This is a genomic window from Paraburkholderia sp. A1RI_3L (assembly GCF_048957895.1).
GTDB lineage: Bacteria > Pseudomonadota > Gammaproteobacteria > Burkholderiales > Burkholderiaceae > Paraburkholderia > Paraburkholderia kururiensis.
In genome coordinates, this window is the sequence record NZ_JARCHA010000010.1 from 78,293 (window position 1) to 90,551 (window position 12,259).

The window sequence follows — 12,259 nt, forward strand, 5'->3', positions numbered from 1 at the left end:
CCCCAAACTCAGCGATGAGCCAGCGACCGCCGCCACGCGAGCGTATCGTCCAGCGCTTTCTTCGAACCGTCGAACATCTGGTCGATCTGATCGTGCGTGATGATGAGCGGCGGACAGAAGTTGAACGTGTCGCCCAGCGCGCGCGTAATCACGCCATGCGTGAGCGCACGCGCGCCCGCATACGTGGCCACGCCTTCGGAAGGCGGGAACGGTTCCTTCGTCTCTTTGTTTGCGACCAGCTCGACGGCCGCAAGCAGCCCCGCACCCCGCGCCTCGCCGACGAGGGGATGCGTGCCAAGCTCGGCGAGGCGCTGCTGGAAATGCGGCATCACGCTGCGTACGTGTTCGAGAACGCCGTCTTCTTCATAGATGCGTAGCGTCTCCAGAGCAACGGCGGCACACACCGGGTGGCCGCTATACGTGAAACCGTGGCCGAAGGTACCGATCTTCTCGCTTTCTGAAACGAGCCCGCGATAGATCGGATCGTTCACCATCAGCGCGGAAATGGGCAGGTAGCCGGCCGAAAGCTGCTTGGCCATCACGATCATGTCGGGACGCATGCCGTACGTCTGCGAGCCGAACATGTTGCCTGTGCGGCCAAAGCCGCAAATAACCTCGTCGGCCACGAGCAGAATGTCGTAGCGCTTCAGGACCGCCTGAATCCTCTCCATGTAAGTGGCGGGCGGAACGATCACGCCGCCGGACGCCATGATGGGCTCCGCGAAGAACGCTGCGATCGTTTCGGGGCCCTCTTTCAGGATCAATTGCTCAAGCGACTCGGCGCAGCGCGTCGCGAACTGCTCCTCGGTTTCGCCCGGATTCGCGTAGCGATAGTAGTGCGGGCAGTCCGCGTGCAATATGCGGTCAATGGGCAGATCGAAGTCTCGGTGGTTATTCGGCAAACCCGTGAGGCTTGCCGATGCGATCGTCACACCATGATAGGCACGCACTCGCGAAATGATCTTCTTCTTGTTCGGTCGGCCGATCGCATTGTTGTAATACCAGATCAGCTTGACCGCAGTGTCGTTGGCCTCCGATCCCGAATTCGCGAAGAACACCTTCGACATGGGCACCGGCGCCATGGAGATCAGTTTCTCCGCCAGCAGGATGGAAGGCTCCGACGATTTGTGTCCAAACGCGTGATAGAACGGCAGCTTTCTCATCTGCCTGTCCGCGGCATCGGCGAGCCGTTGCTCGCTAAAACCCAGCGACGCACAAAACAGCCCGCTCAGTGCTTCGATATAGCGCTTGCCTTCCGTGTCGTAGACGTAGACACCTTCGCCACGGTCGATCACCATCGGGCCAACATCGCGATGCAGGCTGAGATTCGTATAGGGGTGAAGATAATGATCAATGTCGTTCTGTTTCAGGTTTTGCATGGGATCTTCCCGGTGTCGTCTCTTCCATGAATGAATGACTGTGTGTTTGCCGCCCGCCGTGCTACTTCACTGCGCCGGACAGGAACTTCTGCAGACGCCCGCTTTTCGGTGTCTTCAATATTTCGCGCGGATGCCCTTCTTCCTCCACCACGCCCTGATGCAGGAACATGACGTGGTTCGACACCTCGCGCGCAAAACCCATTTCGTGCGTGACCACGATCATCGTGCGGCCCTCTTCCGCGAGGTCGCGCATCACCTTCAGCACGTCGCCCACGAGTTCGGGGTCGAGCGCTGACGTCGGCTCGTCGAACAGCAATGCCTCCGGCTCCATCGCAAGCGCGCGGGCAATTGCGACGCGCTGCTGTTGCCCGCCGGATAAATGGGCCGGATAGGCATTTGCAAAGCGCGACATTCCTACCTGTTCGAGATAGCGCTTCGCACGTTCGGTGGCCTCCGCCTTGCTGAGTTTCAAAACGTGCCGCGGTGCTTCGACGACGTTCTCCAGCACCGTCATGTGCGCCCACAAATTGAAGTGCTGAAACACCATCGCGAGCTTGGTGCGCATCTTGCGCAATTGCGCCGGGTCTGAAATGCGGATCTGGCCATTCCTGTCCATGGAGGTTCGCACCTCGCCGCCACTCAACGTCACGCGGCCCGATGAAGGCGATTCCAGAAAGTTGATGCACCGCAGGAGCGTGCTCTTGCCCGAACCGGACGAGCCGATCACGCTGATCACGTCGCCCTGCTTCGCGGCCAACGAAACTCCTTTCAATACTTCGTTTTCGCCGTACCGCTTGTGAAGATTCTCGACAGATAGTGCGTTCATGTGAGGTGGCTCTAGCCTCTGGCCAGTTTGATAAACGGTTGTGCCCGCAGATGCGCGAGGTATCTGCGTTCGGTCAGTCGGATCAGGAACGTGAAGAGGGTGGTGAGCCCGAAATAGACGGTCCCGACGGAAATGAACGCCTCGAACGGCGCGTAATAGTTCGCGTAGAAATCGCGCGCGGCACCTGTCAGGTCGATCAGCGTAATGGCGCTCACCAGCGACGTGCCGTGCAGCAACAGAATGATTTCGTTGCTGTAGACCGGAATGAACCTGCGCAACGCAGAGGGCAGCAGAATGCGGCGCCACGCCGTCACCCGGCTCATGCCGTAGGCCTGCGCGGCTTCTATTTCTCCGTATGGCGTCGCCCTGATGGCGCCCGCGAGAATTTCCACCGTGTACGCACAGGTGTTCGCAGTGAGCGCGATCATGGCGCAGCTGAATGGGTCGCGCAGCAGCAACAGCACCGGATTGCCGCGTTGCCACCCGTCCTGCACCCACTGGAATTGACCGAACCCGTAGTAGACGATCATCAGCTGCGCAAGCAACGGCGTGCCGCGCATGAACCATGTATACGCCGCCACCGCTCCGCTCGCGAGACGGTTGGGCGACACACGCAACACTGCAAGCGGAATGGCGATCAGGAGACCGAGCGCCAGCGAGTACACCGTCAGTTGAATGGTGACCCAAAGACCGTTTGCGTAAGCGGCAAACAGTGGAGCCATTTCTTCGTAGTTCATCGGTGCAGACTCCCTTCACGCACGCCCCGGTTCAATCGCACACGTGTTCTTGCGAGGCACGCGGTGGAACCCGACGTCACCAGCAGATAGACGGCGCATGCAGCGAGATAGAACGTCATGGGCGCCTGGGTCGTGCGGCCGGCCTGGTCCGCGATGAACATGACGTCCTGCAAACCGATCAGCGATGCAATGGCAGTGGTCTTCAACAGCACGAGCCAGTTGTTGAGTGCCGCGGGCAACGCGAGGCGCACCATCTGCGGAAACAGAATACGGCGAAACGCGAGCCATCTGGAAAAACCGTATGCGCGGGCGGCCTCCATCTGACCGGCCGGTACGCCGAGAATCGCGCCGCGAAACGTCTCGGTGTAGTAGGCACCGAAGATGAAACCGATGGTGAGCACCGCGGTCGCGAAGGCGTTGACGTCTGGCGCGTGAAGGCCGAAAGCGGCCGCAATCCGGTTCAGAACGATCTGGCCGCCGTAGAACACCAGCAGCATCATGACGAACTCGGGCACGCCGCGAATCAGCGTCGTGTAGGCCGTGGCCACGGAGACCAGAAAACGCGATGGCGACAGCTTGGCCATTGCCCCCGCCATTCCCACGCAAATGGCCAGCACGACGGAGAGCAGCGCGAGCACGAGCGTTACCTCGGCGCCTCTCAGCAATGCAGGTAGATATCTCTGCAGCTCTGACATGACTTTCCTTCAGCCCCTCTCAGGACCACGCGTGTCGAACATGCCGGCGGCCTTCACGCCGCCGGCTTCGAGACGGTCAATAAATGTCGAAATCGAAGTACTTCTTCTCGATCGACTGATAGACACCGTTGGCGCGAATGGCGTTGATCGCCTGGTTCAATTGCAGGCGCAGATCGTCGTCGGACTTGCGGACCGGAATGCCGTAGCCCTCGCCCAACAGCGTCTTCTGCTCGGGCGTCGTCCCGACAATGGGCGCGCCGACGAACTTGAAGTTGGCACCCTCGGGCTTCGTGAGGAACGCCGAGTACGCAGCGGTTGCATCCTGCAAAGCGGCATCGATGCGACCGGAGCGCAGATCGAGATACACCTCGTCCTGCGTCGGATAGCGGACCAGTTGGACGCCGTTCTGCACCCAGTACGCGGTTGCATACTTGTCCGCCAGCGTGCCGCGCTGCACCCCGACGCGTTTGCCTTTGAGTTCAGCCAGCGTCGCATCCTTGATCGGGCTGTTCTTCGCGACGACGAGCCGGCGCGGCGTGTTGTAGTACTTCTCGGTGAACGCCACTTTCTGCTTGCGTTCTGCGGTAATCGCGACGGACGCGACGATCGCGTCGATCTTGTCCGCCAGCAGCGCCGGAATCAGGCCGTCCCAGCTAATCTGCACCAGCGTGCAGTTCGCGTGCATCTGCGCACACAGCGCGTGAATCATGTCGATGTCGAATCCAACGGGCGTGCCGTCAGGCTGCATCGACGAGAACGGCGGGTAAGCGCCCTCGAAGCCGATGCGGATGTCCTTCCACTCCCTGGCGTGAACGTTCGTTGCGCCCAGCACGAAAGCCATGAGCAGTAGAAATTTCTTCATACCTCGCTTCATATCGATACCCCAGAAAAAGATCGCTTTTGAAATGACTGCGGGTTTAAAGCCACACCTTGAAAATCGTATTTCTGTAGCACTTCTTATCAATTTTGACGAAAGCCTTTCAGGCTTTGCGAAGAGATTCAGTTCCCGGTGGTCATCCACCGGCGCAGGGCGGGCACGGTCGCTTCGATGTGTTCCCGCACGGCCGATTCGAGCATCAGGGGATCGCCCGCCTTGATAGCGCTGATGAGCGTCATATGTTCGTCGCGCGACGTCATCGGCTTGTCATCCAGGCCCAGCCATAGCCGCATGTGCGGCTCCACCACTGCATGCAGACCCGCGATTTGCGCGACGAGACGCTGACGCCCGCATAGCTGGCAAAGGTACTCGTGGAAACTGCGATGGACAGTGACCCACTGCTGGACGTCGGACTCGACGCGCTCCATCGCATCGATCAGTCGCGCGAGTTCGGCAATGTGCTCAGGCGTGATCTTCGGCAATGCCATGCGCGCGGCCAGCCCTTCAAGCACGCCGCGCATGCCAAACACTTCTTCCATCTCGTCCGCATCGAGGCCGCGCACGACCGCACCGCGATTCGGCCGAATGACGACCAGGCCTTCGCTTGCAAGCCGGCGAAACGCCTCGCGCACCGGCATGCGGCTCGTTTTGATTTCCGCGGCGATCTCTTCGGGAACGAGCCGGTCGCCAGCCTTGAACGTGCCCATACGAATGCGGTAAAGCACATATGCGTAAGCCTCTTCCTCCGCCGTAGCAGGGAAACGGCCCAGCAGCGATTGGGGGCGTGTGTCCATGTTCATGGGTTGCCGCTTTGCGCGAGACGCAGCACGTCGCAGGCGACGCACCAGTGGCGGCCCACTTCTTCTCTGCTTGCGTGGCTTGCTTGACCTGCGCGTGCTTGCCGTCTGCCATCTTGCCGGCTATCGATTCGCTTCATGAAAGTATTTTGTAATAGTGGATATTTGTATCTATGGATGCACTATAAGTCGCCAAAAATCGTGTCGAGTAGGGGATATCCCTGATGATCCCTGGTGGTGAAGACGGAGATCGGGGAGCGGCACGCCGGCATGGCATCGTCCCGGAGAGGCGGCCGGCACGCGGTGAATCTTTACTGCTGTGGCAGTCCGCCCGTCGCCCTCATCCAAACCGGACACAATAAACAGGCGGCAAATGTGCCGAAACCAGTTGCCAGCTTTCGCCGCCATCGCCGGATGTCCATAGCGATCCCGTTGTCGACCCCATCGCGAGCTGTGTGCCGGAGTCGTCTACCGCAAGCCCGTGCCGATATACGAGGTCATACGCCGGTGCGGGCGGCAACCCGTTCGAGAAACGTTCGAACGTGCGGCCGCCGTCGCGGGTGCGTGTGACGACGAACCGACCGTCCACCGGGATCCGGCACTCGTCTTTCACTGCGGGCACGAACCAGGCGGTGTCCGGCTCCCGCGGATGCACGGCCACTGCGAAGCCGAAGCTCGACGGCTGCGCTTCGATGCGCTGCCAGTGCGCCGCGCCGTCGGTCGAGCGAAAGATTGCGCAGTGATGCTGTGCCCAGAGCGCCTCGGGGTTCGCCGCGCATTGCACAACGCGGTGCGGGTCTTGCACGTTGGCCTCGCCGCGCCGCTCCGGCGGCATGTAGTCGGCCTCCATGCCCTCGGCAGTGGGGTGCCAGGTCGCGCCGCCGTCGGCGGTTTGCCAGACGCCGCCGCACGACACACCGACTGTCACGTGGCGACTGTCGCGCGGATCGACCATGACGGAGTGAATCCCCGGAGCGTCATAGCCGCCTCCGAACCATTCGCGGCGCTCCGGCCGATCCCACAGCGCGCGGTTGAGCACCCACGTGTCGCCATGATCGTCGGAACGGAACAGCCCACCTGGAATCGTGCCGGCCCACAAGACGCCCGGCTCGTCCGGACCGCCCGTCTCCAGCGACCAGATTTGCTGAAGCGTCCAGGCAGGGGCCGGCGGGCTGGGCGTCGCGGCGCTCGCATGGTCCGCGCCGGCGTCTGCCGTCCCACTCGCGCCGTCGCCGGTGCGTGCCTCGTCGGCAGGTTGCGGCGGGTAGACAGGGACCGCACACGCTTCCCACCCGGCCATGCCCGCGCGCCGACGATGCAGCTTCACGCCGAAGTGGCCAAGATTGAGCGCGGCATAGAGCGATCCGTCGCGCGGATCGGGCAGCACCATACTCACCGGTTCGCCAACAAAATGCGGCTCGCCGAGACTCCAGTTGCCCTTGCCCTCAGCTTTCAGAACGAACAGACCTTTGCGGGTTGCGACAAGCAATCGATCACTCATGTCGGGTGTCTCCTGCGAGGCGGAGTCGCTGCTTCAGCGCCTGCTTTGGGTGCTCGGGTACGGATCGCTCGCTCTATCCGCCCGAGAGTGCCTGTACGACGTAGACCCGGCTTTCCTCGCCGAGCACATCGGACAGATGTTGTCGGTCGCGCACCGGCCGGCCGTCGATGAACACGGCGAGATGCCGCCGCAGTGAGCCCTGGTCGTCAAGTATGTAGCCGCGCAGCGGAGGCTGCGCCGTAAAGACGGCCTCGAGCGCTTCGCCCAGCGTGCTTGCATCGATCTCGCGCTCGGGCGTTGCGATATGCCGCTGGATCGAAGCGGCGAAGAAGATATGCGCCATGGCGGGTAGCGGCGCAGGAATGGCCGCGGCCGCTGGTTCTGTAGTTTAGGCGATCCGTTCGTTCGAAGCCGACTCACGCGTGAGCTTGTCCAACACCTGAACTGCATGTTTCAAAAGCTCGCGCTCTTCCTCATTCGTTCTCGACAGAAGCTGCATCGTCAGCCACTCCGTTCGCGCAGCCCTGTCTTTTTTAAGTTGTGCCCGGCCAGCCGGGGTCATATGCACGAGATAAGCGCGACCATCCTCGGCATCCTGCACCAGGCTCAGAAGTCCTTGATCGACCAGCTTCATCACGATCAGGCGCATGGTCTGATGCGTCACGCCCCTACCGGCCGCCAGCATCGCGATGCTGACCGGCCCCGTGCGTTCGAGAAAGCCAAGCGTTTCGTTCTGGGCATTCGACTGCGTTCCGCTGTGCTCGCGCACCGCTCGCACGAGGCGGCCTACAACGTCGCGAACCGATTCGGCGAGAAGCGCAGCACCGCGTGCAGATGCCGGCGAAGTCTTCGGAGAGGATTTACCCATATCGAAAACTTCACGCCTTCTGCAATTGCGCAATGACGGCGGCCAGCGTGTTGACGCCCCAATGCTCCACGTATTGGCCATCGCGCACGCGAACAATATCGATGACGTCGATCGAGACGGTGCGCCCCGTTGGCTCGATACCGAACAGCGGCCCCGCATGACGACCCGTGATGGTCTTTCGCGTGGCGACCTTGTCGCCCTCGCATAGCTGGTCATGAACGTGAACCTGCATGTCTGCAAGCGCGGGACGCAACAGCGTGTCGAACGTCTTCCACATGGTCTCGGCGCCCCGCAGCGCAGCATCAGGCGCAGACCAATTGACGAAATCGGGCGCCATTAAAGCGTCGAACGATTCACGATTCCCGTCCTGGATGACTTCGCGGTTGAAGCGCATTCCTACCTGTTTGGGGTGATTCGAGTCCATGCTGGGTGCCTGTCGAAAAGTAGCGGTATCGGCATACTATACAGCACAGCTGTATATATCAAGAGCGAACCGCTTTCTGCCTCCGGCCCCCGTTGGAGCCACTCAACGTTCTCGACCATGGACAGTGAGTGAGATTAGCTGCGCGCGATCTCCCTGAGAAATCTTTCGATCCGGCGATCGGGAACGATCCACATCGCGGCAACGAGCGCATACAGAAAGTAGGACGCGGCGGGTGCAACAAAGGCCAGTGCGATGCCGGCGAGGTAAAGCACGGGCGAAACCTTGCCCTTCCAGTCGGCACCCAGAACCTGCCTCATCACTGACGCTTTACCCTGGGCATGCATGATCGTGATCTGGAGCACGTACCAGGCGAGCGCACTGGTGAGCAGCGATACCCCATACAGCGCCGTGGGCAGCGGCGCGAAGCCGTGTTCCCCGGCCCATGCGGTCGTAAACGGAATCAGCGAGAGAAAGAACAGCAAGCCGAGATTGGCCCAAAGGATGCCGCCCGTGACGTCCTGGATCAGGTGGGCGAAGTGATGGTGATTGTTCCAGTAAATCCCGACATAAATAAAGCTGAGAACATAAGACGTGAATGTCGGCCACAGCGCCAGCAGCGCCTGAAACGTCGCGTCGTGCGGAGCGTGCATTTCAAGCACCATGATCGTGATGATGACCGCCACGACGCCGTCGGTGAAGGCCTGCAGTCTTTCGGCTCTCATATGGAGTTCCTGAAAACGTTATGGGTGTTCATTGCCTGTCCCCATGCGAAACGCCGGGAAACCCCGGCGTCGGTCTAATCCGATGAGGGACTGGCAGACCCGGAGGTGGATGCGTGCTCGCCCAGCGTCACACTGTTCGCGAGCACTTTGATACGTTCAGCCGTGTCGTTGTCGAGCGGCGTGTACACGATCATGCCAAGATCCGGCCGACCATCGACCGAGAATGCCGAGTACTCGAGCTCGATCGGCCCCAGCTTCGGGTGCGACAGACGTTTCACGCCACCATCGGCATGGTTGTGCAGATCGTTCTCACGCCACAACGCTTCGAATTCGGGGCTTGTTCCACACAACTCATCGACGAGCTTGCCGGCCTCCGAAACGAGGCCCGCACGCGCCACGTCGGCTCTGAACGCACCCACGACAAAACGCGCGACGCTCTCCCAGTCATGCTGCACCGCCCGCACGCGCGGATTGCCGAACAGGAAACGCAAGATATTGCGTCCGTCGGGCGGCAGTGCGCCGTAGTCGGTCAGCACGACGGCGGCGGCGCGGTTCCACGCGACAACGTCCCAAACAGGATTCTTGACGATAGCGGGACTGGATTGCAGTGAATCGAGAAAGCGTTGCAGCCGAGGATTGACGTCGCGGACGGCCGGGTATCGCACTTCCGGTGGTCTGCCCAACCCGAGCATGAACAGATGTTCGCGCTCGGCGTTCGTGAGCATCAGCGCGCCGGCAATGCGTTCGAGTACGTTTGCAGAGGGCGCTCCGCCCCGCCCCTGCTCAAGCCACGTGTACCAGGTGGAACTGATGTTCGCCCGCTGCGCCACTTCCTCGCGGCGTAGACCTGGCGTGCGCCGACGCCCCGAATATCCGAAGCTCGCGGGATCGAGCCGCGTGCGGCGGCTCTTCAGGAAGTCGCCGAGCGATGTGGGCTGGGTGACCGGCATGAGATTCCTGTTAGTCGTTTTACCGGGATAACGTCACTACTTTAACGGAATAAAAAATCGACAGATAGTTCAGGAGGTCAAGACCAGAGGAGTTGACGATGCGAATCTTTTTGACGGGCGCGACCGGTTTCATCGGTTCGGCCCTCGTTCCCGAACTGATTCAGGCCGGGCACCAGGTCACCGGAATGACCCGTTCGGAAGCCGGTGCACAGGCGCTCAGAGAGGCTGGCGCCGAGCCCCACCATGGCACGCTTGAAGATGTCGAAAGCCTGAAACGCGGCGCCGCGAAGGCCGATGCCGTGATCCACCTCGCGTTCGACCACGACTTTTCACGCTTCGTTGAAAACTGCGAAAAGGACAAGCGTGCGATCGCTGCGCTCGGCTCGGTGCTGACCGGCTCGGATCGGCCGCTTCTCATCACGTCGGGTACGGGCGTGGGCATCGGTGAGCACGGCGAACTCGCGCGCGAGGACGTCTTCAACACGACCCATCCCAATCCGCGCATCGGCTCGGAGATCGCAGGAAACACCCTGCTCGACGCGGGCGTGAACGTGTCGGTGATGCGGTTGCCGCAAGTGCATGACACGCGCAAGCAAGGACTGATTTCGGTCCTGGTGGCGATCGCGCGTGAGAAAGGTGCCGTGGCCTATGTCGGCGAGGGCCGCAACCGCTGGCCGGCAGGGCATCTATCCGACGTCGTACGGCTTTATCGGCTCGCGATCGAAAAGGCGGAACGAGGCGCGCGGTATCACGCGGTGGGAGAAGAGGGTGTCAGCAGCCGCGACATCGCCGAATCGCTCGGGCGCGGCCTCAAGCTGCCTGTCGTGTCGATCGCGCCGGAGCAGGCGCAAGCCCATTTCGGCTGGATGGCCATGTTCGTCGGAATGGACATGCCGGCCTCCAGCGCGTTGACTCAGGCTCGCCTCGGTTGGCAGCCAACCGGGCCGTCGCTCATATCGGACCTGGACCAGGGGCGATATCAGTAGCTACGGCGCCAAGCGGCACAGGGCCCCTGTCCACCGCACCAAGGCCGACGGCCCGGGCGGGCTACGGCCTTGGTCCAGACATTCAACAGCGTCAAAGAATGCGGTTCAAGGCGTCGGCGAACCTGGCGACCGCGCCTTCGACGTCATGCAGTTTGTCGAGGCCGAACAATCCGATGCGGAAGGTCTTGAAGTCTTCGGGTTCGTCGCATTGCAGAGGAACGCCGGCTGCCACCTGCAAGCCGGCCTCCGCGAATTTCTTGCCGGATCGTATGCCGTCGTCGTCGGTGTAGCTGACCACGACACCCGGTGCCTGGAAGCCTTCGGCCGCCACGCTTTTGAAACCTTTACCAACCAGCAGCGAACGAATGCGCGCGCCGAGTTCGAGCTGCTCCGCTCTCACTTTGGCAAAGCCATACGCCTCGGTTTCCTTGATTACGTCGCGCAGTTTCGCGAGGCTGTCCGTAGGCATCGTGGCGTGATAAGCGTGCCCGCCGTTCTCATAGGCCTCCATGATCTGCAGCCATTTGCGCAGATCGCAGGCGAAGCTCGTACTGGTGGTCGCCTCGATTCTTTCGCGGGCCACCGGACCGAGCATGACCAGCGCGCAGCAAGGCGACGCGCTCCAGCCTTTTTGCGGTGCACTAATCAGGACATCCACGCCCGTGGCTTGCATGTCGACCCAGACCGCGCCGGACGCGATGCAGTCCAGCACAAACATGCCGCCCACGGCGTGCACGGCGTCGGCCACGGCACGCAGATAGACATCGGGCAGCAGCATGCCAGACGCGGTTTCGACATGCGGAGCAAAGACCAGATCGGGCTTGCTTTCCCTGATCGCGGCGACCACTTCGTCGATGGGGGCGGGTGCATAGGCGGCCTGCCTTCCCGGTTCGACGGGACGCGCCTTCATCACGATCGATTCGGCGGGAATGCCCCCCATCTCGAAGATCTGCGACCAGCGGAAACTGAACCAGCCATTGCGGATGACCAGACACTTCCTGTTGGTCGCAAACTGCCGGGCCACGGCTTCCATGCCGAAGGTCCCGCTGCCCGGGACCACCACGACGGACTTCGCGTTGTAGACCCGTTTCAACGCACCGGATATGTCGCGCATGACTCCCTGGAAGCGTTGCGACATATGGTTGATAGAGCGATCGGTGTATACGACTGAATATTCGAGGAGGCCCTCGCGGTCGACATCGGGAAGTAAACCTGGCACGCTCGCCTCCGGTAAGGAGTGGACAATACCCGCAAGTATGTCCCACTTTTTCACAGACGGTTGCGGCTTGTTGGCAGGGTTTCTATGGAGCCCTTGCCCCCCTGCTCGACTTCAAAACGAGGGTGCGACGTCCACGGCAAGTGTCAGCCCACGGAATACCCACTTGATATAGATCAACCCTCTCCCGCAGAAATCATTATTCAAATTAGATCGTTTTTTGAAACACGCGTTTAAGGTTTTGCACCTTTAATAGGGGCGCAACCGATGGGTAGATATTA

Annotated in this window: 14 protein-coding genes; 1 reads left to right on the top strand and 13 read right to left on the bottom strand. The window is 61.2% G+C overall.

Translation table 11 applies throughout. The annotated features are described in order from the left end of the window. Nucleotides 1-8: 8 nt before the first annotated feature. The 12 genes from PXJ20_RS24050 to PXJ20_RS24105 all read right to left on the bottom strand — a co-directional run bounded on the left by PXJ20_RS24050 (nt 9) and on the right by PXJ20_RS24105 (nt 9,776). Nucleotides 9-1,415 (bottom strand): aspartate aminotransferase family protein, encoded by a 1,407-nt coding sequence (locus PXJ20_RS24050; RefSeq protein WP_421032639.1) that lies wholly within the window; start codon nt 1,413-1,415, stop codon nt 9-11. A gap of 25 nt (nt 1,416-1,440) precedes the next feature. After that, nucleotides 1,441-2,205 (bottom strand): ABC transporter ATP-binding protein, encoded by a 765-nt coding sequence (locus PXJ20_RS24055; protein ID WP_026121496.1) that lies wholly within the window; start codon nt 2,203-2,205, stop codon nt 1,441-1,443. 11 nt (nt 2,206-2,216) lie between these two features. Then, nucleotides 2,217-2,942, bottom strand: coding sequence for an ABC transporter permease (locus tag PXJ20_RS24060; protein WP_017775034.1), 726 nt, complete (start codon nt 2,940-2,942; stop codon nt 2,217-2,219). After that, complete coding sequence (locus PXJ20_RS24065) at nt 2,939-3,637, bottom strand: ABC transporter permease (protein ID WP_026121495.1); 699 nt, start codon at nt 3,635-3,637, stop codon at nt 2,939-2,941. Before PXJ20_RS24065 ends, PXJ20_RS24060 begins: the two co-directional genes overlap by 4 nt. 76 nt (nt 3,638-3,713) lie before the next feature. Continuing rightward, nucleotides 3,714-4,499 carry an ABC transporter substrate-binding protein gene (locus PXJ20_RS24070; RefSeq protein ID WP_017775032.1) on the bottom strand — a complete coding sequence of 262 codons (786 nt, stop codon included), beginning with the start codon at nt 4,497-4,499 and terminating at the stop codon, nt 3,714-3,716. 137 nt (nt 4,500-4,636) lie between these two features. Then, nucleotides 4,637-5,314: a GntR family transcriptional regulator gene (locus PXJ20_RS24075; RefSeq protein ID WP_126877001.1), complete on the bottom strand. Its 678-nt coding sequence runs from the start codon at nt 5,312-5,314 to the stop codon at nt 4,637-4,639. Between the two features lie 337 nt (nt 5,315-5,651). Beyond that, on the bottom strand, nt 5,652-6,812 hold the full coding sequence (locus PXJ20_RS24080) for a WD40/YVTN/BNR-like repeat-containing protein (RefSeq protein ID WP_421031866.1): 1,161 nt from the start codon (nt 6,810-6,812) through the stop codon (nt 5,652-5,654). A 73-nt stretch (nt 6,813-6,885) separates the two neighbouring features. Then, nucleotides 6,886-7,155: a MoaD/ThiS family protein gene (locus PXJ20_RS24085; RefSeq protein WP_017775029.1), complete on the bottom strand. Its 270-nt coding sequence runs from the start codon at nt 7,153-7,155 to the stop codon at nt 6,886-6,888. Nucleotides 7,156-7,200: 45 nt separating this feature from the next. Continuing rightward, a complete protein-coding gene (locus tag PXJ20_RS24090) occupies nt 7,201-7,680 on the bottom strand; it encodes a MarR family winged helix-turn-helix transcriptional regulator (protein ID WP_126876999.1) in 480 nt (159 codons plus the stop codon). 10 nt (nt 7,681-7,690) lie between these two features. Then, complete coding sequence (locus PXJ20_RS24095) at nt 7,691-8,104, bottom strand: ester cyclase (RefSeq protein WP_126876998.1); 414 nt, start codon at nt 8,102-8,104, stop codon at nt 7,691-7,693. A gap of 134 nt (nt 8,105-8,238) precedes the next feature. Continuing rightward, entirely contained in the window at nt 8,239-8,826 is a 588-nt protein-coding gene (locus PXJ20_RS24100; protein ID WP_017775026.1) for a TMEM175 family protein, read from the bottom strand. Nucleotides 8,827-8,900: 74 nt separating this feature from the next. Then, on the bottom strand, nt 8,901-9,776 hold the full coding sequence (locus PXJ20_RS24105; protein ID WP_421031865.1) for a helix-turn-helix transcriptional regulator: 876 nt from the start codon (nt 9,774-9,776) through the stop codon (nt 8,901-8,903). 98 nt (nt 9,777-9,874) lie between these two features. Here PXJ20_RS24105 and PXJ20_RS24110 point away from each other — a divergent pair, with 98 nt between their 5' ends. Next, nucleotides 9,875-10,762, top strand: coding sequence for an SDR family oxidoreductase (locus PXJ20_RS24110; RefSeq protein ID WP_277598667.1), 888 nt, complete (start codon nt 9,875-9,877; stop codon nt 10,760-10,762). 91 nt (nt 10,763-10,853) lie between these two features. On the opposite strand, the gene PXJ20_RS24115 is transcribed toward PXJ20_RS24110, so the two are convergent. Next, the gene (locus PXJ20_RS24115) at nt 10,854-11,981 is read right to left on the bottom strand and encodes an aminotransferase class V-fold PLP-dependent enzyme (RefSeq protein WP_421032638.1); all 1,128 of its coding nucleotides are present in this window, start codon (nt 11,979-11,981) and stop codon (nt 10,854-10,856) included. Nucleotides 11,982-12,259: the final 278 nt, after the last annotated feature.

What these genes read in the sequence shown, in the direction of transcription:
- PXJ20_RS24055 (WP_026121496.1), bottom strand. Translation starts at nt 2,205, where the DNA reads ATGAACGCACTATCTGTCGAGAATCTTCACAAGCGGTACGGCGAAAAC.
- PXJ20_RS24060 (WP_017775034.1), bottom strand. Translation starts at nt 2,942, where the DNA reads ATGAACTACGAAGAAATGGCTCCACTGTTTGCCGCTTACGCAAACGGT.
- PXJ20_RS24075 (WP_126877001.1), bottom strand. Translation starts at nt 5,314, where the DNA reads ATGAACATGGACACACGCCCCCAATCGCTGCTGGGCCGTTTCCCTGCT.
- PXJ20_RS24100 (WP_017775026.1), bottom strand. Translation starts at nt 8,826, where the DNA reads ATGAGAGCCGAAAGACTGCAGGCCTTCACCGACGGCGTCGTGGCGGTC.
- PXJ20_RS24080 (WP_421031866.1), bottom strand. Translation starts at nt 6,812, where the DNA reads ATGAGTGATCGATTGCTTGTCGCAACCCGCAAAGGTCTGTTCGTTCTG.
- PXJ20_RS24105 (WP_421031865.1), bottom strand. Translation starts at nt 9,776, where the DNA reads ATGCCGGTCACCCAGCCCACATCGCTCGGCGACTTCCTGAAGAGCCGC.
- PXJ20_RS24065 (WP_026121495.1), bottom strand. Translation starts at nt 3,637, where the DNA reads ATGTCAGAGCTGCAGAGATATCTACCTGCATTGCTGAGAGGCGCCGAG.
- PXJ20_RS24095 (WP_126876998.1), bottom strand. Translation starts at nt 8,104, where the DNA reads ATGGACTCGAATCACCCCAAACAGGTAGGAATGCGCTTCAACCGCGAA.
- PXJ20_RS24070 (WP_017775032.1), bottom strand. Translation starts at nt 4,499, where the DNA reads ATGAAGAAATTTCTACTGCTCATGGCTTTCGTGCTGGGCGCAACGAAC.
- PXJ20_RS24085 (WP_017775029.1), bottom strand. Translation starts at nt 7,155, where the DNA reads ATGGCGCATATCTTCTTCGCCGCTTCGATCCAGCGGCATATCGCAACG.
- PXJ20_RS24090 (WP_126876999.1), bottom strand. Translation starts at nt 7,680, where the DNA reads ATGGGTAAATCCTCTCCGAAGACTTCGCCGGCATCTGCACGCGGTGCT.
- PXJ20_RS24110 (WP_277598667.1), top strand. Translation starts at nt 9,875, where the DNA reads ATGCGAATCTTTTTGACGGGCGCGACCGGTTTCATCGGTTCGGCCCTC.